Source organism: Burkholderia sp. MSh2 (genome assembly GCF_000731655.1).
Taxonomy (GTDB): domain Bacteria; phylum Pseudomonadota; class Gammaproteobacteria; order Burkholderiales; family Burkholderiaceae; genus Burkholderia; species Burkholderia paludis.
The window spans coordinates 1-25,074 of record NZ_JPGM01000044.1 but is presented as its reverse complement, the minus strand read 5'-3'; the positions used below and the strand labels follow the sequence as shown (position 1 = coordinate 25,074).

Genomic DNA, 25,074 nt, shown 5'->3' with positions numbered 1-25,074 from the left:
GTCCACACACACGATGACTGAACAGAAACGCAAGATCGAGAAGCTCACCGGCGTCAAGGGCATGAACGACATCCTCCCGCAGGATGCCGGCCTCTGGGAGTTCTTCGAAGCCACCGTGAAATCGCTGCTGCGCGCATATGGCTACCAGAACATCCGTACGCCGATCGTCGAGCACACGCAGCTTTTCACGCGCGGCATCGGCGAAGTCACCGACATCGTCGAGAAAGAGATGTACAGCTTCACCGACGCGCTGAACGGTGAGCACCTGACGATGCGTCCGGAGAACACCGCGGCCGTCGTGCGTGCGTCGATCGAGCACAACATGCTGTACGACGGCCCGAAGCGCCTGTGGTACATCGGCCCGATGTTCCGTCACGAGCGTCCGCAGCGCGGCCGCTACCGCCAGTTCCACCAGGTCGGCGTCGAGGCGCTCGGCTTCGCGGGTCCCGATGCGGATGCCGAGATCATCATGATGTGCCAGCGCCTGTGGGACGACCTCGGCCTGACCGGCATCAAGCTCGAGATCAATTCGCTCGGCCTTGCCGAGGAACGTGCCGCGCACCGCGTCGAACTGATCAAGTATCTCGAACAGTTCGCCGACGTGCTCGACGAGGATGCGAAGCGCCGCCTGTATACGAACCCGCTGCGCGTGCTCGACACGAAGAATCCCGCGCTGCAGGAAATCGCGCAGAACGCGCCGAAGCTGATCGACTTCCTCGGCGACGAATCGCGCGCGCACTTCGAAGGGCTGCAACGCCTGCTGCTCGCGAACAACATTCCGTTCAAGATCAACCCGCGTCTCGTGCGCGGCCTCGACTATTACAACCTGACCGTGTTCGAGTGGGTGACCGACAAGCTCGGCGCGCAAGGCACGGTCGCGGCCGGCGGCCGCTACGACCCGCTGATCGAGCAGCTCGGCGGCAAGCCGACCGCCGCATGCGGCTGGGCGATGGGCATCGAGCGCATCCTCGAACTCCTGAAGGAAGAGGATCTCGCGCCCGAGCAGGAAGGCGTGGACGTATACGTCGTGCACCAGGGCGAGACCGCGCGAGAGCAGGCGTTCATCGCGGCCGAGCGCCTGCGCGACACGGGCCTCGACGTGATCTTCCACTGCAGCGCCGACGGCGCGACGGCGAGCTTCAAGTCGCAGATGAAGCGGGCCGATGCGAGCGGCGCCGCGTTCGCGGTGATCTTCGGCGAAGAAGAGATCGCGAACGGCACGGTGGGCGTGAAAGCGCTGCGCGGGACGGGCGACGACGGGGAAAAGAACGTTCAGCAGACCGTACCGGTCGAAAGCTTGACCGAATTCCTAATCAATGCGATGGTTGCATCCGCCGAAGACGGCGACGACTGATCGCGCTGACATCCGCTCGACAAGAAACGCCTGAACAGGAAGGAATCGCTCGCCGATGAGTTATCACGACGAACAAGAATCGATTGAAAGTCTCAAGGCATGGTGGGCCCGCTGGGGCAACCTCACCACGTGGATCGTGCTCGCGGCGCTGGTCGTCGCGGCCGGTTTCAACGGCTGGAACTACTGGCAGCGCCGTCAGGCCGCCGAGGCATCCGGGCTGTACGAGCAGGTCCAGAAGGCCGCCGCCGCGAACGACAAGGTCACGATCGCTCGCGCGGCCGGCGACATGGAAGACAAGTTCGGCAGCACGCCGTATGCGCAGATGAGCGCGCTCGCGGCCGCGAAGACGCTGTACGCGGCCGGCGACACGGCCGGCGCGAAGGCGCAGCTGCAATGGGCCGTCGATCACGCCAAGGATGACGAGTACAAGCAGATCGCGAAGCTGCGTCTCGCGTCGCTGCTGCTCGACGAGAAGGCGTACGATGCGGGCCTCGCGCTGCTGTCCGGTACGCCGCTCGACGCATTCAAGGGCCTCGTGGCCGATCGCCGCGGCGATCTGCTGGCCGCGCAAGGCAAGACCGACGATGCACGCGCCGCTTACAAGCTCGCGCTCGACGGCCTGTCGAAGGACGACCAGTCCGCGCGCCAGCTCGTGCAGTTCAAGCTGGACGCGCTCGGCGGCTGAATCCCGGCCCCCTCAACCTCTTAACTCTGCTTCGCTAACCGATGAATTTGCTGAAACGTTACGCTGTGCCCGTTGCCTGCGCGGCGGCTGTCCTGGTATTGGCGGCCTGCTCGTCGTCGAAGGATGCGCGCCGCGTGCCGACGCCGCTCACCGAGTTCAAGCCCGTGATGGACGTGCAACAGGTCTGGAAGGCGAGTGTCGGCAAGGGCGGACGCTACCTGTTCTCGCCGGTGGCCGTGGGCGACGCCGTCTATGCGGCGGGCGAAAACGGTTCGGTCGAGAAGATCGACGCGAAGACGGGCCAGACGGTCTGGCGCTCGAAGCTCGATTCCGACCTGTCGGCCGGTGTCGGCAGCGACGGCAACCTCACCGCGGTCGGCGCGCTGAAGGGTGGCGTATTCGTGCTGGGCCCGGACGGCAAGCAGCTCTGGAAGACCAGCGTGCAGGGCGAGATCTTCTCGCCGCCGCTCGTCGGCAACGGCCTCGTGGTCGTGCGTACGATCGACGGCCAGGTGATCGCGTTCAATGCGCAGACGGGCGAGCAGAAGTGGAACTACCGCAACCGCGCGGTGCCGTTGAACCTGCGCGTGTCGGCCGGCATGACGTTCGCGGGCGACGCGGCGGTGCTGGCGGGCTTCCCGGGCGGCGGCCTCGTCGCGATCAACGTGCAGACGGGCGAGCCGTTCTGGCAGACGCCGGTGTCGTTCCCGAAGGGCGTGACCGAGGTCGAGCGCATCAACGACGTCAGCGGCCCGCCGACCCTCGTGGGCGCGGAAACCTGCGCGGTGACGTTCCAGGGGCAACTCGGCTGCTTCGACGCGAATTCGGGCCGCCCGCTGTGGGAAAAGTCGTTCTCGAGCCGTAGCGGCCTCGCACAGGACGATTCGGTGGTCGCCGGCGGCGACGACTGGTCGGTCATCACGGCGTACGACGCCGCGTCGGGCAACCAGCTGTGGCGCAACGACAAGCTGAAGAGTCGTGACGTCAGCGTGCCGTACCTGCTCGGGCATGCGGTCGTGATGGGCGATTACAAGGGCTTCGTGCACTTCCTGTCGCGCGAAGACGGCAGCTTCATCGCACGGATGACGACCGACGGCAGCGCGATCACGGCGGCGCCGGTCCTGGCGGGCAATACGCTCGTCGTGCAGACGAAGGACGGCGGCCTGTACGGATTCCGTCCGCGCTGACGCGCAGGAAACATGCGCGGCTGCGGCACGGCGGGCGGGTCCCGCGCGTGCGGGCCGTGCGACATGAAGGCGGCCGGTGTCCCCGGCCGCTCGGTATTTGAAAGGCAGTTCGAGACGAAAGACGACGGCGCGCAACGCGCGCCCGGCGCGCGCATCCGGCGCGGCGCGAATTCGTGATATTTTCATTCAGCGCAGCCGCCCGCAGCAGCGGGCCTCCCGCTGCTGCGCATCACCGTAGAAAACACAGATGAAACCGGTCATTGCCCTCGTTGGGCGCCCCAATGTGGGGAAATCCACGCTGTTCAACCGGCTCACGCGCTCGCGCGATGCGCTGGTCGCCGACTTGCCGGGCCTGACGCGCGATCGCCATTACGGCGAGGGGCGCGTCGGCGAGCGCCCGTACCTGGTCGTCGATACCGGCGGCTTCGAGCCCGTCGCGAAGGACGGCATCCTGCACGAGATGGCGCGCCAGACGCGACAGGCGGTCGAGGAAGCCGACATCGTCGTGTTCATCGTCGACGGCCGCAACGGGCTCGCCCCGCAGGACAAGTCGATCGCCGACTACCTGCGCAAGACCGGCCGGCCGATCTTCCTCGTCGTCAACAAGGCCGAGGGGATGAAGTACACGTCGGTCGCGGCCGACTTCTACGAGCTCGGCCTCGGCGACCCGCGCGCGATCTCGGCCGCGCACGGCGACGGCGTGACCGACATGATCAACGAGGCGCTGGCGGTGGCCTACGCGGATCGTCCCGAGGAAGAGGACGAGAACGACCCGTCGCGCGGCATCAAGATCGCGATCGTCGGCCGCCCGAACGTCGGCAAGTCGACGCTCGTGAACGCGCTGATCGGCGAGGATCGCGTGATCGCGTTCGACATGCCCGGCACGACGCGCGATTCGATCTACGTCGACTTCGAGCGTAACGGCAAGAAATACACGCTGATCGACACGGCCGGCCTGCGGCGTCGCGGCAAGGTGTTCGAGGCGATCGAGAAGTTCTCGGTCGTGAAGACGCTGCAGTCGATCTCCGACGCGAACGTCGTCATTCTGCTGCTGGATGCGCAGCAGGATATTTCCGACCAGGACGCGCACATCGCTGGCTTCGTCGTCGAGCAGGGCCGCGCGCTCGTGATCGGCGTCAACAAGTGGGACGGGCTCGACGAGCATGCGCGCGATCGCGCGAAAGCAGATTTGACCCGCAAGCTGAAGTTCCTCGACTTCGCGAAATCGCACTTCATCTCGGCCGCGAAGAAAACGGGCATCGGCGCGCTGATGCGCTCGGTCGACGACGCCTACGCGGCGGCGATGACGAAGCTGCCGACGCCGAAGCTCACGCGCGCGCTGATCGAGGCCGTCGAGTTCCAGCAGCCGCGCCGTCGCGGCCCGGTGCGTCCGAAGCTGCGCTATGCGCACCAGGGCGGCCAGAATCCGCCGATCATCGTCATCCACGGCAACGCACTCGACGCCGTGACGGAAACGTACAAGCGCTACCTGGAAAACCGGTTCCGCGAAACTTTCTCGCTGACCGGGACTCCATTGCGCATAGAGTTCCGTTCGTCGAACAACCCGTACGCGGACAAGGGCTGACGCGCCTGCCGCACGCGCCCCGCAACGTATAGGCCGCAAGGCCTGCGTGCCGGGCGGGGCAGGCAAAATCGGCTATAGTGTAGCGATTGGCGCCGGATCTCTTTTTCTTCGCCGCCAATCCAGATCAACCTGCAAAAAAAGATGGAGTACGCCATGAGCAACAAAGGGCAATTGTTACAAGACCCGTTTTTGAACGCACTGCGCAAAGAGCACGTTCCCGTTTCGATCTACCTCGTCAACGGCATCAAGCTTCAAGGGAACATTGAATCGTTCGACCAGTACGTCGTGTTGCTCCGTAATACGGTGACCCAGATGGTCTACAAGCACGCCATCTCGACGGTCGTGCCGGCGCGCCCGGTGAATTTCCACCCGGACGCGGAAGCCTCGTCCTAACCCATTGCAGCGGCCGGCATCCGGTCGCCGCGAGCGACCGATGCCAGCCGCCTTATCTTGACACCCGATAATTTGATCAACGCAGCGCTCGTCGGCATCGATTTCGGCAAGACCGATTTCGAAGCCAGTCTTGAAGAACTCAGTCTTCTCGCCTCCAGCGCGGGGGCCCGTCCCGCCGTCACCCTCACGGGTCGTCGCTCCAGTCCCGATGCCAAGATGTTCATCGGCAGTGGCAAAGCCGAGGAACTACGGCTTGCCTGCGACGCGCACAACGTCGAAATCGTCATTTTCAACCACGCACTGGCGCCGGCCCAGCAACGCAATCTGGAGCAGGCACTTAACAGGCGCGTGATCGATCGTACGAGCCTCATCCTCGACATCTTCGCGCAGCGCGCCCGCAGCCACGAAGGCAAGCTGCAGGTCGAGCTCGCGCAGCTGCAATACCTGTCGACGCGGCTCATTCGCGCGTGGACCCACCTCGAACGGCAAAAGGGCGGTATCGGCCTGCGCGGCCCCGGCGAAACCCAGCTCGAAACCGACCGCCGGCTGATCGGCGAGCGCATCAAGATGCTGAAGTCGCGGCTCGACCGGCTGCGCCGGCAACACAGCACGCAGCGCCGGCAGCGCGCGCGCAGCGGCACGATGTCGGTGTCGCTCGTCGGCTATACGAACGCGGGCAAGTCGACGCTGTTCAATGCGCTGACGAAAGCGCAGGCCTACGCGGCCGACCAGCTGTTCGCAACGCTCGATACGACGTCGCGGCGCGTGTACCTCGGCGACGAGGTCGGCCAGATCGTCGTGTCGGATACCGTGGGGTTCATCCGCGAGTTGCCTCACCAGCTCGTCGCCGCGTTTCGCGCGACCCTCGAGGAAACGATCCACGCGGATCTGCTGCTGCACGTGGTCGATGCGTCGAGCGCGGTCAGGCTCGAGCAGATCGAGCAGGTCAACGGCGTGTTGCACGAGATCGGCGCGGACACCATCCGGCAGGTGCTGGTATTCAACAAGATCGACGCCGTGCCCGAACTGGCGGCCCGCGGCGACGCGGTCGAGCGGGACGAGTATGGTAATATTTCGCGCGTCTTTTTGAGCGCGCGCACCGGTCAGGGTCTTGACGCGTTGCGTGCCGCCATCGCCGAAATCGCCTCCGCGGAACACCTTTCCGGTGCGACGTCGTCCGACGACGGCGCGCTCGACGGCGTACCCGCTGAACCACACGAAGACCACACGATTTCCGAACACGGGCGCTAACCGGTCCCGGCCGGTTCGCCGGCGTCTAATCTGGTGAACAAACTCTGGTGAACGAATACAACGAGCGGAGTACCTGGCGGCGGATGCGCGCCTTGCTGTCGATCAATGATCCCCGTTGGGGACGCGGCGAAGGCAATGGCAAAGACGGATCCCGTCCCCGTGCGAACGAATCGAAACGTCCGCAAGGCGGCGACGGCGATGGTCCGCCCGATCTCGACGAGATGTGGCGCAATTTCAACCGGCGCCTGAATGGCCTTTTCGGCGGCAAGGGCGGCAACGGCTTCCGTCCCGACAACGGGCGCGCGGCGCGGGTCGGCGTCGGCATCGTGATCGGCGTGCTGGTCGCGGTCTACGCGGGCAGCGGGCTGTTCGTCGTGCAGGACGGCCAGACCGGCGTCGTGCTGCAGCTCGGCAAGCTGTCGGGCACGGTCGGCCAGGGTGTCCACTGGCGCGCGCCGTATCCGTTCGCGTCGCACGAGATCGTCGACACGTCGCAGGTCCGCTCGATCGAGATCGGCCGCAACAATGTCGTGCGCCTCGCGAACGTGAAGGAAGCGGCGATGCTGACGCGCGATGCGGATATCGTGGATGTGCGCTTCATCGTCCAGTACCGGATCCGGTCCGCGACCGACTACCTGTTCCGTAGCGTCGATCCCGAGCGCAGCGTCTCGCAGGCCGCCCAGGCGGCGGTGCGTGCGATCGTCGGTACGCGCAGCGCGGCCGACGTGCTGAACCAGGACCGCGACGCACTGCGCGGGCAGCTTTCCGCCGCGATCCAGCGCGATCTGGATCGCTACCAGTCGGGGCTCGAGGTGACGGCCGTCACGATGCAGAGCGTGGCGGCGCCCGAGCAGACCCAGGCCGCCTACGGCGAGGTTGCGAAGGCGCGCGACGAGCGCGAGGCCGCGAAGCGCGCCGCGCAGGCGTACGCGAACGACCTGCTGCCGAAGGCGCAGGGCGATGCCGCGAAGCTCGTCGACGAAGCGAAGGCCTATGCCGATCGCGTGGTCACGGAAGCCGAGGGCGATGCCGACCGCTTCAAGCAGGTCTACGCGCAGTACTCGAAGGCGCCGGCGGTGATCCGCGAGCGGATGTACCTCGAGACGATGCAGGAAATCTATTCGAACGCGACGAAGGTGTTCGTCGGCAACAAGGGCGGTAACAGCGTCGTGTATCTGCCGCTCGACAAGCTCGTCGAGCAGGGGCGACAAAGTGCCGCGGCGTCTCCCGGCGCGTCCGCGCCCGATGCGGCGTCGGCACCGGCGGCCGTCGCGCCGGCCGCAGCCGCTCCCGCGAGTGCGGCGTCGGCCGCGGCGGCATCGGGCAATGACATGCTGCGATCGCGCGACGGGTTTCGCAGCCGGTCGCGTGAAGACGATCTGAAGTAACGGGGAGCGCAGAACATGAACCGAATCATTGCGCTCGTCGTCGCAATCGTGATCGTCGCTTTCGCGGCGTCCTCGACGATCATCACCGTCGATCCGCGCCATACGGCCGTGCTGTCGGGGCGCGACGGCGCGCAGCCCGAGCTGGCAGGCCCCGGCATTCATTTCAAACTGCCGCCGCCGCTGCAGACGGCCACGCTGATCGACACGCGCCTGCAATCGCTCGAGTCGTCCGATCCGCTGCAACTGGCCACGCAGGACAAGCACGACCTGCTCGTTGCCTACGCGGTGAAGTACCGGATCAGCGATCCGGTGAAGTATTTCACGGCGACGGGCGGCGATCCGGCGGCTGCCACCGATCGCCTGGCTGGCGCGCTGAAGAGTGCGCTCGGCGATGCGTTCGGCGCGCGCGCGCTCGACGACGCTCTCGGCGGCCAGCGTGCGATCGCCGATGCGGCCCGCGACGACGTGAAGGCGAAGGCGTCCGGTTTCGGCGTCGACGTGGTCGACGTCCAGCTGACGCGGGTCGATCTGCCGGCCGCGCAGACGGACGCCGTCTACCAGCGGATGATCGGCGCGCTGCGCGATCAGGCGGCGCAGGAGCGTGCGCAAGGCGATGCCGACGTCGAGCAGATCAAGGCCGACGCCGAGCGCGAACAGCAGGCCGTGCTCGCGAACGCGTACAAGTCCGCGCAGACGATCAAGGGCGAGGGCGACGCCAAGGCCGCGACGATCGCCGCCGATGCGTTCGGCCGCGATCCGCAGTTCTATCAGTTCTACGCGAGCCTGCAGGCCTACCGGAACACGTTCAAGCGCAACGACATCATCGTCGTCGACCCCGACAGCGAGTTCTTCCGCTTCATGCGCAGCCCGACGGGCGGTGCCGCACCGGCGGCGCCTGCTCCCCGCAAACATTGACCTTGGGGCGCCGCGTCGAGCGGCGCCGTCGCTCGCATGGACCTGGCTGGCTCGTTGTTGCTCGCAGTAGCGCTGATGCTGATCATCGAGGGTGCATTCCCCTTCGTGTTTCCCGTCGCCTGGCGCGACACGTTTCGTAGAATAGCCGAGCGGCCGCCGCATCATATCCGGATCGGCGGGCTGATCGTGATGGTGCTCGGGCTCGTGCTGCTGCTGCTCGCCACCTGACCTGGGGCTCGATCCAGACGGCGCACCCGCCGTTTGTCCGCCCGATCCAGAATTTCCGATTCACATCGCGGCGCGCGTGTCGCGCGCCGTTTCCCGTCGTAGGACCGTACCGATGTCGACCTGGTTACTTCCCGAGAATATCGCCGACGTACTGCCGTCGGAAGCGCGCAAGATCGAGGAGCTGCGCCGCAGGCTGCTCGACCGCTTCCGTTCGTACGGCTACGAAATGGTGATGCCGCCGCTGCTCGAGTATCTCGAGTCGCTGCTGACTAGCGGCGGCGCCGATCTGCGCCTGCGCACCTTCAAGCTGGTCGACCAGTTGTCGGGGCGTACGCTGGGCCTGCGCGCGGACATCACGCCGCAGGTCGCGCGAATCGACGCGCACCTGTTGAACCGCCAGGGCGTGACGCGGCTCTGCTACGCGGGCCACGTGATGCATACGCGCCCGCGCGGGCTGCACGCGACGCGCGAGCAGATCCAGATCGGCGCCGAAATCTACGGGCATGCCGGGCTGGAAGCCGATCTCGAGATCCAGCAGCTGATGCTCGATGCGCTGCATCTCGCGGGCCTGTCGAACGTCCGTCTCGACCTCGGGCATGCGGGCGTGCTGGCGGCGCTGCTGGGGCGCGACGCACAGGCCGCCGAGCGCGGCGAGTCGCTGTACGACGCGCTGTCAGGCAAGGACGTGCCGCTGCTGAACGAACTCACCGACGATCTCGGCGCCGACACGCGCGCCGCGCTGCGCGCGCTGCCGCATCTCTACGGCGACGCGAGCGTGCTTGCCGAGGCGCGTGCGCGGTTGCCGGTGCTGCCCGAAATCACGCGGGCGCTCGACGATCTGGCGCAACTCGCCGCGCAGGCGAAGGGTGTCGAGGTCGCGATCGATCTCGGCGATTTGCGCGGCTACGCGTATCACAGCGGCGCGATGTTCAGCGCCTACATCGACGGCGTGCCGAACGCGATCGCGCGCGGCGGCCGTTACGACCACGTCGGTCAGGCCTACGGCCGGGCCCGTCCGGCCACGGGCTTCTCGCTCGACCTGCGCGAACTCGCGCGGATTTCGCCGGTCGAGGCGCGCGGCACGGCGATTCTCGCGCCGTGGGCGCAGGACGACGCGCTGAGCGCGGCCGTTGCGGCGCTGCGCGATGCGGGCGAAGTCGTGATTCAGGCGCTGCCCGGCCATGACCACGTGCTCGACGAATTCGCATGCGACCGTTCGCTCGTCGAGCGTCAGGGCACATGGGTGGTCGAACCCCGATAAACAGGCGTTCGCGGCGTGTGCTTCGGCGTGCATATCGTTGAAGCGAAACGGAAAAATTCGGAATCGCCCGCGAACATAGGTAGAATACGTTTTTAACCAGCTAACGAATCAACATGTCTGCCAGCGCAGTGAACGTGACTCCCGGGCGCAACGTCGTCGTCGTGGGAACGCAATGGGGTGATGAAGGCAAGGGCAAGATCGTCGACTGGCTGACGGACCACGCTCAGGGCGTCGTGCGTTTCCAGGGCGGTCACAACGCCGGCCACACCCTCATCATCGGCGGCAAGAAAACGATCTTGCGCCTCATTCCGTCGGGCATCATGCGTGAAGGCGTCGCCTGCTACATCGGCAACGGCGTCGTCCTGTCCCCCGAAGCACTGTTCAAGGAAATCGGCGAGCTGGAAGAGGCCGGCGTGAACGTACGCGACCGCCTGTTCATTTCCGAAGCGACGACGCTGATCCTGCCGTATCACATCGCGATCGACCAGGCGCGCGAAGCGCGCAAGGGCGCGGGCAAGATCGGCACGACGGGCCGCGGCATCGGCCCCGCGTACGAAGACAAGGTTGGCCGCCGCGCGCTGCGCGTGCAGGACCTGTTCGACGCGAAGACCTTCGCCGACCGCCTGCGCGAAAACCTCGATTTCCACAACTTCGTGCTGACCCAGTACCTGGGCGGCACGGCCGTCGATTTCCAGGCCACGCTCGACACGATGCTCGGCTATGCCGACCGCCTGAAGCCGATGGTGGCCGACGTGTCGCGCCGCCTGTACGACGCGAACAATGCGGGCCAGAACCTGCTGTTCGAAGGCGCGCAGGGCACGCTGCTCGACATCGATCACGGCACCTATCCGTTCGTCACGTCGAGCAACTGCGTTGCTGGCGCGGCGTCGGCCGGCGCGGGCGTCGGTCCGCAGAAGCTCAACTACATCCTCGGGATCACGAAGGCGTATTGCACGCGCGTCGGCTCGGGCCCGTTCCCGAGCGAACTGTACGATGCGGACAATCCGCAACGTCAGGACCAGGTCGGCGTCACGCTCGCCAACGTCGGCAAGGAATTCGGCTCGGTCACCGGCCGTCCGCGCCGCACCGGCTGGCTCGACGCGGCCGCGCTGCGCCGCTCGATCCAGATCAACGGCGTGTCGGGCCTGTGCATGACGAAGCTCGACGTGCTCGACGGCCTCGATGAAGTCAAGCTGTGCGTCGGCTACAAGATCGACGGCAAGGATGCGGACATCCTGCCGCGCGGTGCGGCCGACGTGGCCCGTTGCGAGCCGGTATACGAAACGTTCGTCGGCTGGAAGGAAAGCACGGTCGGCATCAAGACGTGGGAAGCACTGCCCGCGAACGCGCAGGCTTACCTGACCCGCGTTCAGGAAGTGGCTGGCGTGCCGGTCGACATGGTGTCGACGGGCCCGGACCGCGACGAGACGATCCTGCTCCGCCATCCGTTCAAGGTGTAACCCCAGATGACGCAGCAAATCACGATGACGGCGGCAGACTTGATGACCGATCCGCGCAACGACGACAAGAATCTGTGGGTAGGCTGGGACGAGTATCACCGTCTGATCGAACTGCTCGCGCTCCAGGTGCATGCATCGGGCTGGAAGTTCGACCAGATCCTGTGCCTCGCGCGCGGCGGCTTGCGTGTCGGCGATCAACTGTCGCGTATCTACGACGTGCCGCTGGCGATCCTCGCGACGAGTTCGTACCGCGAAGCGGCCGGCACGGAGCAGGGCGATCTCGACATCGCGCAGTACATCACGATGACGCGCGGCAACCTGGGCGGCAACGTGCTGCTGGTCGACGATCTCGTCGATTCGGGCGTCACGCTCGCGCGTGTGCAGGAGCATCTGAAGGAGCGCTATCCGGCCGTGACGGCCGTGCGTTCGGCGGTGCTCTGGTACAAGGGGTGCTCGAAGGTCAAGCCCGACTATCACACCCAGTATCTGCCGACGAATCCGTGGATTCATCAGCCGTTCGAGGAGTGGGACACGGTGCGTCCGCACAATCTGGAGGCATGGATCAAGCGCGGTCGCGCGCAGCGCGACGGTTCGGGCGCTTAAGCGTCCGGCCGGATCGAAGACATGCCCGGAACGGCGCCGCTTGCGGCGCCGTTTTTCATTTGGAGTGCCGTGGATCCGATAGGCAGACGGCGGCGCCCCGGCTATGATGGCAGCCCTGCCACAGCTCGCGCCCGATTGCATGCGCAGCGTGGATCGCGTGGTTCCACGGCAACAGCGCAGGACGGTGTTTCACGGGGGCGCGAGTAGAATAGCGCTCGTTTTGTCCGACCCGGACCCGATTATTACGCTTCTATGAACGACACGATCCAAGCGACCGACGCCGCACACGCGCCGCATTCGACGCAACAGCACTCGATGCGGGCGCTAGCGATAGCAGCCATCGGCGTCGTGTTCGGCGACATCGGCACCAGCCCGCTCTATTCGCTGAAGGAGGCGTTCAGCCCCTCACACGGCATTCCGCTCACCGAAGGTTCGATTCTCGGCGTGATCTCGCTGTTGTTCTGGGCGATCATCCTGGTGGTCGGCATCAAGTACCTGCTGTTCGTGATGCGGGCGGACAACAACGGCGAAGGCGGCGTGCTCGCGCTGATGGCGCTGTCGTTGCGGCCGCTCGACTCGAAGAGCCGCGTCGCGGGGGCGCTGATGGCGCTCGGGATCTTCGGCGCCTGCATGTTCTACGGGGACGCGGTGATCACGCCGGCGATCTCGGTGATGTCGGCCGTCGAAGGCCTCGAGATCGCGACGCCTCACCTGTCCCACCTCGTGATGCCGATCACGATCGTGATCCTGATCGCGCTGTTCTGGATCCAGCGGCACGGCACCGCGCTGGTCGGCAAGCTGTTCGGCCCGATCATGGTGCTGTGGTTCATCGTGATCGCCGCGCTCGGCGTGTACCACATCGCGCGCGTGCCGGGCATCATCGCCGCGATCAACCCGTATTACGCCGCGTCGTTCATGTCGGAGCACGTGCTGCAGGCCTACGTCGTGCTCGGCTCGGTCGTGCTGGTGCTGACGGGCGCGGAAGCGCTCTATGCGGACATGGGCCACTTCGGCGCGAAGCCGATCCGGCTCGCCGCATACGGGCTCGTGATGCCGTCGCTGGTGCTGAACTACTTCGGCCAGGGCGCGCTGCTGATCCAGAATCCGAAGGCGATCGAGAACCCGTTCTTCCTGCTCGCGCCGGACTGGGGGCTGCTGCCGCTCGTCGTGCTGTCGACGGTCGCGACCGTGATCGCGTCGCAGGCGGTGATCTCGGGCGCGTATTCGCTGACGTCGCAGGCCATCCAGCTCGGGTATGTGCCGCGCATGAAGGTGCTGCATACGTCGGAGCTCGCGATCGGCCAGATCTACGTGCCGGTCGTGAACTGGCTGCTGCTGTTCGTGATCCTCTGCATCGTGGTCGGCTTCAAGAGCTCGGACAACCTCGCGGCCGCGTACGGCATCGCGGTGACGGCGACGATGGTGATCACGACCGTGCTGGCGGCGGTCGTGATGGTGAAGGTGTGGAACTGGAACCGCCTGCTGGTGGGCGCGATCATCGCCGTGTTCCTCGCGGTCGATCTCGGCTTCTTCGGGGCGAACCTGCTGAAGGTCGCGCAGGGCGGCTGGCTGCCGCTCGGCATCGGTGCGCTGCTGTTCTTCCTGCTGATGACCTGGTACAAGGGGCGTCACATCGTCAAGGAACGCACGGCGGCCGACGGGATTCCGCTCGAGCCGTTCCTGCAGGGCCTGCTCGCGCATCCGCCACATCGCGTGTCGGGCACCGCGATCTATCTGACCGGCAACGACAAGCTCGTACCGGTGAGCCTGCTGCACAACCTGAAGCACAACAAGGTGCTGCACGAGCGGACCATTTTCCTGACGTTCGTCACGCGCGACATTCCCTATGTGCGCGACGACAAGCGCCAGACCTCGCGCGATGCGGGCGGCGGGCTTTACATCGTCAAGGCCGAATACGGCTTCAACGAGACGCCGGACGTGAAGGCCGTGCTTGAGGAATTCGGCCGCTCGCACGACATGACGTTCGAACTGATGGATACGTCGTTCTTCCTCGCGCGCGAAACGGTCGTGCCGACGCACCTGCCCGGCATGTCGATCTGGCGCGAGCGCGTGTTCGCATGGATGCACCAGAACGCTGCGAAGCCGACCGATTTCTTCTCGATTCCGGCGAACCGGGTCGTCGAACTCGGCACGAAGATCGAGATCTGATCCCGGGCGTGGCGCGCGGGCGACTCAGTCGCGCGCCACGCTCCCCGACGGCGCGATCAGTCCTCGATCGTCCGCGTCGTCAGCGTACGCGGCCGCATAGCGCTGCGTATCCCGCGCGACCCAATCCAGATAACCGCGTATCCAGTACCGGCAGCCGTCGACGAGGCCGCGTACGCGCGTGTCGGCGTGTTGCGACAGCGCATCCGCGCAGCGCACGAATTCGCCGATCTCGTCGCGTACGCGAGCGGCCGTATAGTCGACGCCCTCCTGCAGCGTATGGCCCTCCAGCCTGCGGATCAGCACCATGTTGCGGAATTGCCCCGGCTGGCGCGCCTCGATACCGAGGCTCTGGATGTCGTTGCTCCAGCAGACGATATGGTTTGCATGCCGGCACAGCTCCTGCACGTCCGGGCGATGAAACGTATCGGGCGGCACCGCGCCGCAATTCGCGGTGTCCGCGAGTGCGAGGCACGGATTCATGCCGCTCGTGTGGCGCCGGATCGTTTCGTACTGCGGTATGCCGACCGATTCCGCGTGAATGTGATTGAGAATCTGCAGTCCGGCCGTGGTCGCCCACAGGCGCATGCCCTGGGCGAAGCGCGCGAAGTGCTCGGCCGACAGCCGGGCCCGCAGGCGCCGGCAGACGTCGAGCCATGCGCGCTCGCCATAGACCGGTTGCCGCGCCGTCTGGTCGTAGTCGAGTACGTCGACGATCGCGACGAGGTGGGTGAGCGTGCCGGGGCCGAGTGTCTCGACGCGGTCGATGAACAGGTCGTCGGTGAGGAAATACCAGACGAAATAGTCGGCGATCACCTGCAGCAGCGCGGGGTCGGCGTTCGGGTAGCAGCGTGCGGCGAGCCAGCCGTAGCGTGTCCGCATCACGCGCTTGCGGTACATGTCGTTGACGAGCAGGCCGTGGTCGTCGGCCCATTCGAGCATGCGCGTCTCGATCCGTTGCGCGTGCGGCGAACAGGCACCGGCCCACGGCACGTCGAAAACAGGGATACGCAATGCGGCGAGTTCGATTTTCAGGGCGTCCGTTTTCATGATTCCCCGATTGATCTTTCGTTATCGGCGCTCGAAATGCGGGTGGGCCGGTTTCAGGACGACGGCGGTCGGCAGTAAATCGCAAATAAGGAAACGGAAAGACTGGATGCCTGTGCGGTTCGATGGCGCGCAGGCAACCCGGGCGGTCCTTTACGGAACTGCAATGATGTGCAGGATTGCTGTCCGTATTCGAAACGCTTGGAAGGTCGCCCGAAAATTTATTTTATGTGCCGGTTTTAACGCGTCAAGAAAAGGAATGACGAAATCGCGATTATTCGCTTAGTCAATCGGAGTGACGGCGATTGACCCGCGGCACCGCCAACCCGGCGTCGAGCATGCGGCCGGCGCCGGGCGGAGGCGTCGCCGCAACGAAAAAGCCCGCCTTTCGGCGGGCTTTCCTGTCTGTCGGCGGCTTTCGCGTGCTCAGCGCTTCAGCTTCGCGAATGCCGCGGCCATCGCGCCGGCCGGCTCCGGCTCGCGCGTGCGCTGCGGGCGCGCGGCGCCGCGCCCCGCGTTGCCGCGATCCTGGCCGCCGCGCGACGAGAGGCCGGGCGCCGCGGCCTCGTCGTCGAGGCGCATCGTCAGCGCAATGCGCTGGCGCTTCACGTCGACGTCGAGCACCTTCACCTTGACGACCTGGCCGGCCTTCACGACTTCGTGCGGATCCTTGATGAATTTCGTCGACATCGCGGACACGTGCACGAGGCCATCCTGATGGACGCCGATGTCCACGAACGCACCGAACGCGGCCACGTTCGTCACGACGCCTTCGAGGGTCATGCCCGGCACGAGGTCCGATACCTTCTCGACGCCTTCGCGGAACGTCGCGGTCTTGAATTCGGGGCGCGGATCGCGACCCGGCTTCTCCAGTTCGGCGAGGATGTCGCGCACGGTCGGCAGGCCGAAACGTTCGTCGACAAATTCCGTCGGCGACAGGCCCGACAGCGCTTCGCGGTTGCCGAGCACGTCGTCGATGCGCTTGCTGATCCTCGCGAGCATCCGCTCGACGACCGGATAGGCTTCCGGGTGCACCGACGAGCGGTCGAGCGGATTCTCGCCGCCGTTGATGCGGAGGAAGCCGGCGGCCTGTTCGAAGGTCTTGTCGCCGAGGCGCGGCACCTTGCGCAGGTGTTCGCGCGACGGGAACGGGCCGTTCGCGTCGCGGTAGTCGACGATGTTGCGTGCGAGCGTCGCGTTCAGGCCCGACACGCGCGCGAGCAAGGCGGCCGATGCGGTGTTCGCGTCGACGCCGACCGCGTTCACGCAATCCTCGACGACGGCGTCGAGCGAGCGGGCGAGTTCGCGCTGGTTCACGTCGTGCTGGTACTGGCCGACGCCGATCGCCTTCGGCTCGATCTTCACGAGCTCGGCGAGCGGATCCTGCAGGCGGCGCGCGATCGACACGGCGCCGCGCAGCGACACGTCGAGTTCAGGGAATTCCTTCGCCGCGAGCTCGGACGCCGAGTAGACCGATGCGCCGGCTTCCGACACGACGATCTTCTGCAGGCGCAGCTCCGGATGCTTCGCGATCAGTTCGCTCGCGAGCTTGTCGGTTTCGCGCGATGCGGTGCCGTTGCCGATACTGATCAATTCGGCCTGCGTCTGCGCGGCGATGCGCGCGAGTTTCGCGATCGAGCCGTCCCAGTCGCGACGCGGCTCGTGCGGGTAGATCGTGTCGGTCGCGAGCACCTTGCCGGTGCGGTCGACAACCGCGACCTTCACGCCCGTGCGCAGGCCGGGATCGAGGCCGATCACGGCCTTCGGGCCGGCCGGCGCCGCCAGCAGCAGGTCGTTCAGGTTGCGCGCGAACACGCGGATCGCTTCCGTTTCGGCCGTTTCGCGCAATTGCGTGAGCAACTCGTTCTCGATGTGCGGCTGCACCTTCACGCGCCAGCACCAGCGGCAGACGTCGGACAGCCACTTGTCGGCCGGACGGTTCTGGTTCGCGATGCCGAAATGGCGCGCGATCATCGCCTCGCCCGGATGCGGCACCTGCGCGTCCAGTTCCTCGCCGAGGCCGAGCTTGATAGTCAGCACGCCCGCGTTGCGGCCGCGGAACAGTGCGAGCGCGCGGTGCGACGGCACGGTCTTGATCGTTTCCGCGTAGTCGTAATAGTCGCGGAATTTCTCGCCTTCCTCGTTTTCCTTGCCTTCGACGACGGCCGACGACACGACGCCTTGAGCGTGCAGGTAGTCGCGCAGCTTGCCGAGCAACTCGGCCGTCTCGCCGAACTGTTCGGACAGGATGTCGCGTGCGCCGTCGAGCGCGGCCTTCACGTCGGCGACGCCCTTGTCGGCGTCGACGTACGCGGCCGCCTCGGCCTGCGGATCGAGCAGCGGGTTCGCGAGCAGCGCCTGCGCGAGCGGCTCGAGGCCGGCTTCGCGGGCGATCTGCGCCCGCGTGCGGCGCTTCGGCTTGTACGGCAGATAAAGGTCTTCGAGCACCTGCTTGCTGTCGGCCGCGTCGATCGCGGCGCGCAGTTCGTCGGTCAGCTTGCCCTGTTCGTCGATGCTCGACAGGATCGTCGCGCGGCGGTCCTCGAGTTCGCGCAGATACAGGAGGCGTTCCTCGAGCTGGCGCAACTGCGTGTCGTCCAGGTTGCCGGTCACTTCCTTGCGGTACCGGGCAATGAACGGAACGGTCGAGCCTTCGTCGAGGAGTTGCACTGCCGCCGCGACCTGGCGCGGCTGGACGGACAGTTCGGTGGCGATGCGCTGTACGATCTTGAGTGCTACGGTTTCCGTCATGTCGTGGATGATCTGCCTGCTGAAATCGCGGCGCGGGCCGGCAGGCCCGGAGCGGCGGGCTGCGTGGCGGGCCCGACGGGCCAGATGCCGCGGGTGAGTGAAGCGGGGCATTTTGCCATAAATGGCGGAGCGTCCAGCCGGGGGTGATAGAATTTGACACATGTCCCGCAGCTTTCCTACGACGTTGCCAACTTCCCGCCTTTCTCTCGTCGCGCTCGGCGCAGCGCTCGCCGCCGCTTTGTCCACCGGGCCGTCCGACGCGTTCGCGCAGGCATCGGGCGCAGCCGTGCCGGGCGCCGTCTCAGCCGCGCCCGCGGCAGCCTCGGCTGCACCGGATTTTGATGCCCGTCAAAAAGTGCTCAATCAACGCTCCGCGGAAAACGATTATCGTTATGCGGTGGCCGAGCACGATTGCTACAGCAAGTTCTTCGTCAATCACTGTCTCGACAAGGCGCGCGACCAGATGCGCGACGAGCGGGCGAGCATCCGCCAGGAGCAGCTCGCGCTCAACGACGAGCAGCGGGCGATCCACGCCCAGCAGCGCGACCAGCAGCAGGCGCTGAAGCAGGCGCAGGATGCGGCGGATGCGCCGCAGCGCGCGGCGAACGAGGCGGCAAACGCGGCAGCGTTCCGCGACAAGCAGGAGCAGAATGCATTGAAGCAGGCGCAGCGCGGCGCGGAAGGGCCGCAGCGCGCAGCGAGCAAGCAGGCGTACGACCAGAAGCAGGCCGATTTCCAGCACAAGCTCGACGAGGCGCACCAGCAGGCGGCGCAGAAGGCGCAGGAGCGGGCGGACAACGCCACGCGCTACGAGCAGAAGCAGAAGGCGGCCGCGGAGCACAAGGCCGATGTCGAGCGGCGTCAGCAGGAAGCGGCCGAGAAGGCCAAGCAGCAGCAACAGCAGGGGCAGTAACGTGTTGGATTGATCGGGATCAGTCCCGGGCGCGTCGGCACGCCAGTCGTCGCGCTGCTTCGATGAGGAGGCAAATATGCAAAACCGTCACACGGAACAGCAGCAGGAATTGCACAACCGTTTGGCTGCATTGCAGGAGCAGCACCAGCAGCTCGCTCGGGAGATCGAGCTGAAGGAAGGACACTCCGACATCGACGACATCACGCTGCACCGGCTGAAGAAGGAAAAGCTGGCGGCCAAGGACAAAATCATTTTGCTGCAATCGCAGCTGGAACCGGATAAGCGCGCCTGAGCGCGGCCTGGCAAGCGCCGGCGCCGCCCGGGCGCTGGACACAGGAACGCTTGCCTTGAATTCACCGCTTGAAGCCACCCCCGATGCCCGGCGCGACGAATCGTCCGCCGGGCGCGTTCGTGCGCGCGAAGGCACCTTCGAGCTGAGCCGCAAGCGCGTCGACGAACTCGACACGATCTTCGGCGAAGGCGGATTGCTGGCGCGTGCGCTCGACGGCTATCGGCCGCGTACGTCGCAGATCGAGATGGCGCGTGCCGTCGCGTCCGCGATGGAGGCGTCCGCCCGCCGGATGCCCGAACCCGAGATCTTCGAAACCCGCAAGCGGCCGGCGCGACGCCTCGGCGACGGCGACAAGGCGGCCGAACCGGCGGCGGACGCCGCGGCGGCCGGGCCCGACGGCGATGCGGGCGACAACACGCTGATCGTCGAGGCCGGCACGGGTACCGGCAAGACCTATGCGTATCTCGTGCCCGCGATGCTGTGGGGCGGCAAGGTGATCGTGTCGACCGGCACGAAGCACCTGCAGGATCAGTTGTTCCAGCGCGACATTCCGACCGTGCGCAACGCGCTCGCGGTGCCGGTGTCGGTCGCGATGCTGAAGGGGCGCGCCAACTACCTGTGCCACTACTATCTGCAACGCACGGCCGACAACGGCCGGCTGCCGTCACGGCAGGACACCGCCTATCTGCAGGAAATCGTCCGCTTCGCGAAGATCACGAAGAGCGGCGACAAGGCCGAGCTCGCAAGCGTGCCGGAAACCGCGCCCGTGTGGTCGATGGTCACGTCGACGCGCGACAACTGTCTCGGCCAGGAATGCCCGCACTACAAGGACTGTTTCGTGATGCAGGCGCGGCGCGAGGCGCAGCAGGCCGACGTCGTCGTCGTCAACCATCACCTGTTCTTCGCGGACATCATGCTGCGCGACACCGGGATGGCCGAGCTGCTGCCGAACGCGAACACGGTCATCTTCGACGAAGCGCACCAGTTGCCGGAAACCGCGACGCTGTTCTTCGGCGAGACGCTGTCGACGACACAGATTCTCGAACTCGCGCGCGATACGGTGGCCGAAGGCCTGAGCCAAGCACGCGACGCGGTCGAGTGGGTCAAGCTCGGCGGCGATCTCGAGCGCGCGGCGCGCGACTTGCGCCTCGCGTTCGCGAACGACCAGATCGTCCGCATGTCGCTCGCGCAGCTCGGCGACGATCACCCGATGTTCGGCGCGCTCGATGCGCTCGAGGTGGCGCTGGATGCGCTGGCATCGGCGCTCGCGAGCCAGGCCGAACGGGCGGAATCGCTCGGCGCATGCCTGCGGCGCGCGCGTGAGCTGCAGGACCTGCTGGCCGGCTGGGTCGCGCCCGGCGCGGCGGATGCGGCCGCCAAGGCCGATGCGGCGGCGGCCGGCGACAAGGCCGCGACCGACGGCGACCCGAATGAAAAGGTGCGCTGGGTCGAGGTGTTCGCGCATACCGTGCAGCTGCACGAAACGCCGCTGTCGGTCGCGCCGATCTTCGCCAAGCAGCGGGCGGGCGTGCCGCGTGCGTGGGTGTTCACGTCGGCGACGTTGTCGGTGCGCGGCGATTTCACGCACTATGCCGCGCAGATGGGGCTCAGCTCGCGTCGCTCGATGACGCTCGCGAGCCCGTTCGACTACCAGTCGCAGGGGCTGCTGTACGTGCCGCGCAACCTGCCGCAACCGTCTTCGCCGGCGTTTACCGATGCCGTCTTCGAGGCGGCGCTGCCGGCGATCGAGGCGTCCGGCGGCGGCGTGTTCATGCTGTGCACGACGCTGCGCGCGGTCGACCGGATCGCATCGAAGCTGCGCGACGTGATCGAGTCGCGCGGCTGGAACACGCCGCTGCTCGTGCAGGGCGATGCGAGCCGCACCGAACTGCTCGATCGCTTCCGTGCATACGGGAATGCGATCCTGGTCGGCAGCCAGAGTTTCTGGGAAGGCGTCGACGTGCGCGGTGACGCGCTGTCGCTCGTCGTGATCGACAAGCTGCCGTTCGCGCCGCCGGACGATCCGGTGCTGGCCGCGCGGCTCGATGCGCTGACCAAGAAGGGGCTGAGCCCGTTCGCCGTGCACCAGTTGCCGCAGGCCGTGATCACGCTGAAGCAGGGCGCGGGCCGGTTGATCCGCGCGGAGACGGATCGCGGCGTGCTGATGATCTGCGACACGCGGCTGGTCGACAAGCCCTATGGGCGCCGGATCTGGCAGAGCCTGCCGCCGTTCAAGCGCACCCGCGAAATCGCGGTCGTCCAGGATTTCTTCGACGAGCACCGATCGGCAAAGCGCGGGTGACGGCGCGCGGCAATCGTCGCGCGATCGCACCGGCGCCGCCCGAATGCGGCGCCAACAAAAAACCCGGCTCGATGGCCGGGTTTTTCGTTCGTGCGGCGGGCGCCGCGCGGTTCTTGCGTCAGAACTGCCACCACGACTTCTTGGTGCCGGGGCGCGAGTGGCCCGTGACGTACGGGCTGTCCGGGAACGTACCCGCGAGCACGCGCTTCGTGTCCTCGGCGAGTTGCGGCTGGTTCAGCTTCCCGTACGACAGGATCATGATGTGCAGCGCGTCCTCGATCGCCGGTGCGCCCTTGTAATCCTTGATGGCCAGCTGCGCGCGGTTGATGGCCGCGACGTACGCGCCGCGCCGGTAATAGTAGTCGGCCGCGTGCACTTCGTGCGATGCGAGCGCGTTGACGATGTAGCGCATCCGTGCGGCGGCGTCGGGCGCATACTTGCTCTTCGGGAAGCGGTCGACGACGACCTTGAACGCATCGTACGATTCGCGCAGTGCCTGCGGATCGCGCTCGCTCATGTCCTGGCCGGAGAAGCGCCCGAACAGGCCGAGATCGTCGTTGAAGTGGATCATCCCCTTCAGGTAGTACGCGTACGGGATATCCGGATGATCCGGGTGGAGCTGGATGAAGCGATCGACGGCCTGGTCGGCGGCGGCCGCTTCGTTGTCCTTCCAGTTGCAGTACGCGACGTTGATCTGCGCCTGTTGCGCGAAGTGACCGAACGGATCGCGGCCTTGCAGCGATTCGAAGTATTTCGCGCACTTGCCCCAGTCGCCGCCGGACAGTGCGTCCTGGGCCTCTGAGTATAATTTGTTGTTCGACCAGGTAGCCGTCTCGTCCTGCTTCTGCGGCAAGCCGTGGCAGCCGGCGATGAGGGCCGCGGCCGCTACCGCCGCAGCCCGGGCGGCGACGGTTCTGGCCGTGCGTTTGGTCGAATTCATCATGCTCGCATGTCCTAGCTTCAAGTCTCGGTGACCCAGTCTAAATGACCCGTTCAAGTTCGCAGAATGCCCAGCCGGGCACACCAAATCGCGAAGATTATAGCCCAAGCGATCGGCCCGCCGACGCTGCGTCGGGGGATTCCCTCGATGATGATCTGACCGGCGACGCAATGCAGGCGCCCGTCGTGCCGTCCGCGGCCGGCGATGACGCGCCGCGCGTCGTCGAAGTGCCGCTGTCGCTCGCGGGCGAGCGCCTCGACAAGGCGCTCGCCCAGCTGTTCCCCGAATTCTCGCGCAGCCGCCTGCAAAGCTGGATCGAGGCGCAGCGCGTGCTCGTCGACGGCGCGCCGGCGAAGATCCGCCAGCCGGTGCCGCTCGGCGCGAAGATCGAGCTCGTGCCCGATCTGCTCCCCGAGCAGCTCGCGTTCACGCCGGAGCCGGTGCCGCTCGACGTGATCTACGAGGACGACGCGCTGGTCGTCATCAACAAGCCGGCCGGCCTCGTGGTGCATCCGGCCGCCGGCAACTGGAGCGGCACGATCCTCAACGGGCTCCTGCATCGCTACGGCGACGCGGCGGCCGGCCTGCCGCGCGCGGGGATCGTCCACCGGCTCGACAAGGAAACCTCCGGCCTGATGGTGGTGGCGCGCACGCTGGCCGCGCAGACGGATCTCGTGCGCCAGTTGCAGGCCCGCACGGTGAAGCGCCGTTATTTCGCGCTCGTGTGGGGCACGATGCCCGAGGAGGGCACGATCGACGCGCCGATCGGCCGCGATCCGCGCGAACGCACGCGCATGGCCGTCGTCACGGGCGCGTCGGGCAAGCCCGCGCGCACGCATTTCCGTACGGTTGACACATGCCTGTGGCAACGTCAGCCGGTTTCGGCGATCCAGTGCGACCTCGAAACCGGCCGCACGCACCAGATTCGGGTGCACTGCGCGCACGCCGGGCATCCGCTGCTCGGCGACCCCGTGTACGGGCGCGCGCGCGGCAAGCGCTCGGTCGCGCCGCTGCCGGACGGTTTCGCGCGGCAGGCGCTGCATGCATGGCGGCTCGGTCTCGTGCACCCCGTCACGGGCAAGGCGATGCAATGGCGCTGCCCGCTGCCGGACGACATGAATGCGCTCATCGCGGCACTCGGGTTCGGAGAAGGCGACGAGGAATTCGACGACGACGACGGTGTCTACGACGATGACGATTTCGGCGGCGAGTATCACGACGATGCGCCGTACCCGGACGACGATGAGGAGGAGTGAGTGCCGATGACGAACCTGACGCCGTTGGCGTGGCAGGACTGCGTGCAGCCCGACTGGCAGGTGTCGCCGCGCGTGCGCGCGCTGATCACGACGCGCGACGGCGGCGTGAGCGAAGGCCCGTACGGGCGCTGGCAGGATGGCGGGGCGCAGCCGGGCGGGATGAATCTCGGCCTGCATACCGGTGACGATCCCGCCCATGTCGCCGAGAATCGCGCGCGCCTGCTCGCGCTGACGGGCCAGTCGAACGCCGCCTGGCTCGACCAGGTGCACGGCGTGCGGATCGTGCGCGCGGACGAGGTGATCGCGGCGGCGCCCGCCGCCGCGGCGCCGGTGCAGGCCGATGCGAGCGTCACCGACCGGGCGGGCGCCGTCTGCGTCGTGATGGTCGCGGATTGCCTGCCCGTGCTGCTGTGCGACACGCAGGGGCGGGCGGTCGGCGCCGCGCATGCGGGCTGGCGCGGGCTCGCGGCCGGCATCGTCGAGCAGGCCGCGGCGCGTGTCGCGGCGCTCGCGGGCGGCGCGCCGGACGCGCTTCACGCGTACCTCGGGCCGGCGATCGGTCCGCAGGCGTTCGAGGTCGGCGCCGACGTGCGCGACGCGTTTCTCGACACGGCCCCGCAGTCGGAGCATGATGAAACCCGGCTTGCATTCGTCGCGATCGACGGCGCGCCGGGCAAGTTTCTCGCGGATCTCCCCGCGCTCGCGCGCCTGCGTCTCGCGCGTGCGGGCGTCGTGCGCGTGAGCGGCGGGACGGCCTGCACGGTCGCCGGGCAGGCGCGCTTCTATTCGTACCGGCGCGACCGCGTGACGGGCCGCATGGCGGCGGCGATCTGGCTGGCCGATTGACGAGATGATGCGCATGCGCGCGACGTTTTATTGCGTCGCAAAATCACCTTATCTCGATATTGAGGCGCGCATGCCGCGCGGCATGCGCGACTGAATGGAAAATCGCGAAGTCAAGTCAATCAAAATGTTTTATGTTTCGCCGGAACCCTTGTCCCGTCTGTTTCGCGAGGATTATATAGTCTCTAGCTTCAAGTGCAACGCCTTGAATCGAGTAAGGTGTTGCGATGAGGAAGTACAAGCATCTGAGCGCG

The 25,074-nt window shown here is 66.6% G+C and carries 21 protein-coding genes; 18 read left to right on the top strand and 3 right to left on the bottom strand.

Going from position 1 to position 25,074, the window contains the following annotated elements:
* Positions 1 to 13: 13 nt before the first annotated feature.
* The 13 genes from hisS (at position 14) to GQ57_RS25985 (ending at position 14,479) form a co-directional block, all read left to right on the top strand.
* Positions 14 to 1,354, top strand: coding sequence for a histidine--tRNA ligase (hisS, locus tag GQ57_RS26045; RefSeq protein ID WP_031402965.1), 1,341 nt, complete (start codon positions 14 to 16; stop codon positions 1,352 to 1,354).
* A 55-nt stretch (positions 1,355 to 1,409) separates the two neighbouring features.
* Positions 1,410 to 2,039 (top strand): tetratricopeptide repeat protein, encoded by a 630-nt coding sequence (locus GQ57_RS26040; RefSeq protein ID WP_031402964.1) that lies wholly within the window; start codon positions 1,410 to 1,412, stop codon positions 2,037 to 2,039.
* A gap of 41 nt (positions 2,040 to 2,080) precedes the next feature.
* Entirely contained in the window at positions 2,081 to 3,226 is a 1,146-nt protein-coding gene (bamB, locus tag GQ57_RS26035; protein WP_034199436.1) for an outer membrane protein assembly factor BamB, read from the top strand.
* A gap of 247 nt (positions 3,227 to 3,473) precedes the next feature.
* Positions 3,474 to 4,811: a ribosome biogenesis GTPase Der gene (der, locus tag GQ57_RS26030; protein WP_031402962.1), complete on the top strand. Its 1,338-nt coding sequence runs from the start codon at positions 3,474 to 3,476 to the stop codon at positions 4,809 to 4,811.
* Between the two features lie 153 nt (positions 4,812 to 4,964).
* Complete coding sequence (gene hfq / locus GQ57_RS26025) at positions 4,965 to 5,204, top strand: RNA chaperone Hfq (protein WP_006399927.1); 240 nt, start codon at positions 4,965 to 4,967, stop codon at positions 5,202 to 5,204.
* A gap of 72 nt (positions 5,205 to 5,276) precedes the next feature.
* Positions 5,277 to 6,455, top strand: a complete 1,179-nt coding sequence (gene hflX / locus GQ57_RS26020) for a GTPase HflX (RefSeq protein WP_031402961.1) — start codon at positions 5,277 to 5,279, stop codon at positions 6,453 to 6,455.
* Positions 6,456 to 6,502: 47 nt separating this feature from the next.
* A complete protein-coding gene (gene hflK / locus GQ57_RS26015) occupies positions 6,503 to 7,843 on the top strand; it encodes an FtsH protease activity modulator HflK (RefSeq protein WP_031402960.1) in 1,341 nt (446 codons plus the stop codon).
* Between the two features lie 15 nt (positions 7,844 to 7,858).
* Positions 7,859 to 8,758, top strand: coding sequence for a protease modulator HflC (gene hflC / locus GQ57_RS26010; RefSeq protein WP_031402959.1), 900 nt, complete (start codon positions 7,859 to 7,861; stop codon positions 8,756 to 8,758).
* 36 nt (positions 8,759 to 8,794) lie between these two features.
* Entirely contained in the window at positions 8,795 to 8,986 is a 192-nt protein-coding gene (locus GQ57_RS26005; protein WP_006478685.1) for a DUF2065 domain-containing protein, read from the top strand.
* 112 nt (positions 8,987 to 9,098) lie between these two features.
* Positions 9,099 to 10,247 carry an ATP phosphoribosyltransferase regulatory subunit gene (locus GQ57_RS26000; protein WP_031402958.1) on the top strand — a complete coding sequence of 383 codons (1,149 nt, stop codon included), beginning with the start codon at positions 9,099 to 9,101 and terminating at the stop codon, positions 10,245 to 10,247.
* 113 nt (positions 10,248 to 10,360) lie between these two features.
* A complete protein-coding gene (locus tag GQ57_RS25995; RefSeq protein ID WP_031402957.1) occupies positions 10,361 to 11,707 on the top strand; it encodes an adenylosuccinate synthase in 1,347 nt (448 codons plus the stop codon).
* A gap of 6 nt (positions 11,708 to 11,713) precedes the next feature.
* The gene (locus tag GQ57_RS25990) at positions 11,714 to 12,310 is read left to right on the top strand and encodes a phosphoribosyltransferase (protein WP_031402956.1); all 597 of its coding nucleotides are present in this window, start codon (positions 11,714 to 11,716) and stop codon (positions 12,308 to 12,310) included.
* Positions 12,311 to 12,562: 252 nt separating this feature from the next.
* Entirely contained in the window at positions 12,563 to 14,479 is a 1,917-nt protein-coding gene (locus GQ57_RS25985) for a potassium transporter Kup (protein ID WP_031402955.1), read from the top strand.
* A 24-nt stretch (positions 14,480 to 14,503) separates the two neighbouring features.
* Here the strand turns inward: GQ57_RS25985 and GQ57_RS25980 are convergent, their stop codons facing one another.
* Both GQ57_RS25980 and GQ57_RS25975 read right to left on the bottom strand, forming a co-directional pair.
* Complete coding sequence (locus tag GQ57_RS25980) at positions 14,504 to 15,526, bottom strand: terpene synthase family protein (RefSeq protein ID WP_034199434.1); 1,023 nt, start codon at positions 15,524 to 15,526, stop codon at positions 14,504 to 14,506.
* Positions 15,527 to 15,949: 423 nt separating this feature from the next.
* Positions 15,950 to 18,274 carry a Tex family protein gene (locus GQ57_RS25975; RefSeq protein WP_034199433.1) on the bottom strand — a complete coding sequence of 775 codons (2,325 nt, stop codon included), beginning with the start codon at positions 18,272 to 18,274 and terminating at the stop codon, positions 15,950 to 15,952.
* A 160-nt stretch (positions 18,275 to 18,434) separates the two neighbouring features.
* Here GQ57_RS25975 and GQ57_RS25970 point away from each other — a divergent pair, with 160 nt between their 5' ends.
* The 3 genes from GQ57_RS25970 (at position 18,435) to GQ57_RS25960 (ending at position 21,781) form a co-directional block, all read left to right on the top strand.
* Positions 18,435 to 19,187 (top strand): hypothetical protein, encoded by a 753-nt coding sequence (locus GQ57_RS25970; protein WP_034199432.1) that lies wholly within the window; start codon positions 18,435 to 18,437, stop codon positions 19,185 to 19,187.
* A 76-nt stretch (positions 19,188 to 19,263) separates the two neighbouring features.
* Positions 19,264 to 19,479 carry a YdcH family protein gene (locus GQ57_RS25965; protein WP_006478692.1) on the top strand — a complete coding sequence of 72 codons (216 nt, stop codon included), beginning with the start codon at positions 19,264 to 19,266 and terminating at the stop codon, positions 19,477 to 19,479.
* Positions 19,480 to 19,534: 55 nt separating this feature from the next.
* Positions 19,535 to 21,781, top strand: coding sequence for an ATP-dependent DNA helicase (locus GQ57_RS25960; protein WP_034199431.1), 2,247 nt, complete (start codon positions 19,535 to 19,537; stop codon positions 21,779 to 21,781).
* Positions 21,782 to 21,899: 118 nt separating this feature from the next.
* Here GQ57_RS25960 and GQ57_RS25955 read toward each other — a convergent pair whose 3' ends face one another.
* Entirely contained in the window at positions 21,900 to 22,724 is an 825-nt protein-coding gene (locus GQ57_RS25955) for an outer membrane protein assembly factor BamD (RefSeq protein ID WP_031402950.1), read from the bottom strand.
* Positions 22,725 to 22,765: 41 nt separating this feature from the next.
* On the opposite strand from GQ57_RS25955, the gene GQ57_RS25950 reads away from it, so the two are divergent.
* Positions 22,766 to 23,977, top strand: coding sequence for an RluA family pseudouridine synthase (locus tag GQ57_RS25950; protein ID WP_034199430.1), 1,212 nt, complete (start codon positions 22,766 to 22,768; stop codon positions 23,975 to 23,977).
* A 6-nt stretch (positions 23,978 to 23,983) separates the two neighbouring features.
* Entirely contained in the window at positions 23,984 to 24,823 is an 840-nt protein-coding gene (pgeF, locus tag GQ57_RS25945) for a peptidoglycan editing factor PgeF (RefSeq protein ID WP_034199442.1), read from the top strand.
* Positions 24,824 to 25,074 lie beyond the last annotated feature (251 nt).

Excerpts from the sequence above, each read along its gene's own strand:
- hisS (WP_031402965.1), top strand. The coding sequence starts at position 14 with ATGACTGAACAGAAACGCAAGATCGAGAAGCTCACCGGCGTCAAGGGC.
- GQ57_RS26040 (WP_031402964.1), top strand. The coding sequence starts at position 1,410 with ATGAGTTATCACGACGAACAAGAATCGATTGAAAGTCTCAAGGCATGG.
- bamB (WP_034199436.1), top strand. The coding sequence starts at position 2,081 with ATGAATTTGCTGAAACGTTACGCTGTGCCCGTTGCCTGCGCGGCGGCT.
- der (WP_031402962.1), top strand. The coding sequence starts at position 3,474 with ATGAAACCGGTCATTGCCCTCGTTGGGCGCCCCAATGTGGGGAAATCC.
- hfq (WP_006399927.1), top strand. The coding sequence starts at position 4,965 with ATGAGCAACAAAGGGCAATTGTTACAAGACCCGTTTTTGAACGCACTG.
- hflC (WP_031402959.1), top strand. The coding sequence starts at position 7,859 with ATGAACCGAATCATTGCGCTCGTCGTCGCAATCGTGATCGTCGCTTTC.
- GQ57_RS26005 (WP_006478685.1), top strand. The coding sequence starts at position 8,795 with ATGGACCTGGCTGGCTCGTTGTTGCTCGCAGTAGCGCTGATGCTGATC.
- GQ57_RS26000 (WP_031402958.1), top strand. The coding sequence starts at position 9,099 with ATGTCGACCTGGTTACTTCCCGAGAATATCGCCGACGTACTGCCGTCG.
- GQ57_RS25995 (WP_031402957.1), top strand. The coding sequence starts at position 10,361 with ATGTCTGCCAGCGCAGTGAACGTGACTCCCGGGCGCAACGTCGTCGTC.
- GQ57_RS25990 (WP_031402956.1), top strand. The coding sequence starts at position 11,714 with ATGACGCAGCAAATCACGATGACGGCGGCAGACTTGATGACCGATCCG.
- GQ57_RS25985 (WP_031402955.1), top strand. The coding sequence starts at position 12,563 with ATGAACGACACGATCCAAGCGACCGACGCCGCACACGCGCCGCATTCG.
- GQ57_RS25980 (WP_034199434.1), bottom strand. The coding sequence starts at position 15,526 with ATGAAAACGGACGCCCTGAAAATCGAACTCGCCGCATTGCGTATCCCT.
- GQ57_RS25975 (WP_034199433.1), bottom strand. The coding sequence starts at position 18,274 with ATGACGGAAACCGTAGCACTCAAGATCGTACAGCGCATCGCCACCGAA.
- GQ57_RS25970 (WP_034199432.1), top strand. The coding sequence starts at position 18,435 with ATGTCCCGCAGCTTTCCTACGACGTTGCCAACTTCCCGCCTTTCTCTC.
- GQ57_RS25965 (WP_006478692.1), top strand. The coding sequence starts at position 19,264 with ATGCAAAACCGTCACACGGAACAGCAGCAGGAATTGCACAACCGTTTG.
- GQ57_RS25955 (WP_031402950.1), bottom strand. The coding sequence starts at position 22,724 with ATGATGAATTCGACCAAACGCACGGCCAGAACCGTCGCCGCCCGGGCT.
- GQ57_RS25950 (WP_034199430.1), top strand. The coding sequence starts at position 22,766 with ATGACCCGTTCAAGTTCGCAGAATGCCCAGCCGGGCACACCAAATCGC.
- pgeF (WP_034199442.1), top strand. The coding sequence starts at position 23,984 with ATGACGAACCTGACGCCGTTGGCGTGGCAGGACTGCGTGCAGCCCGAC.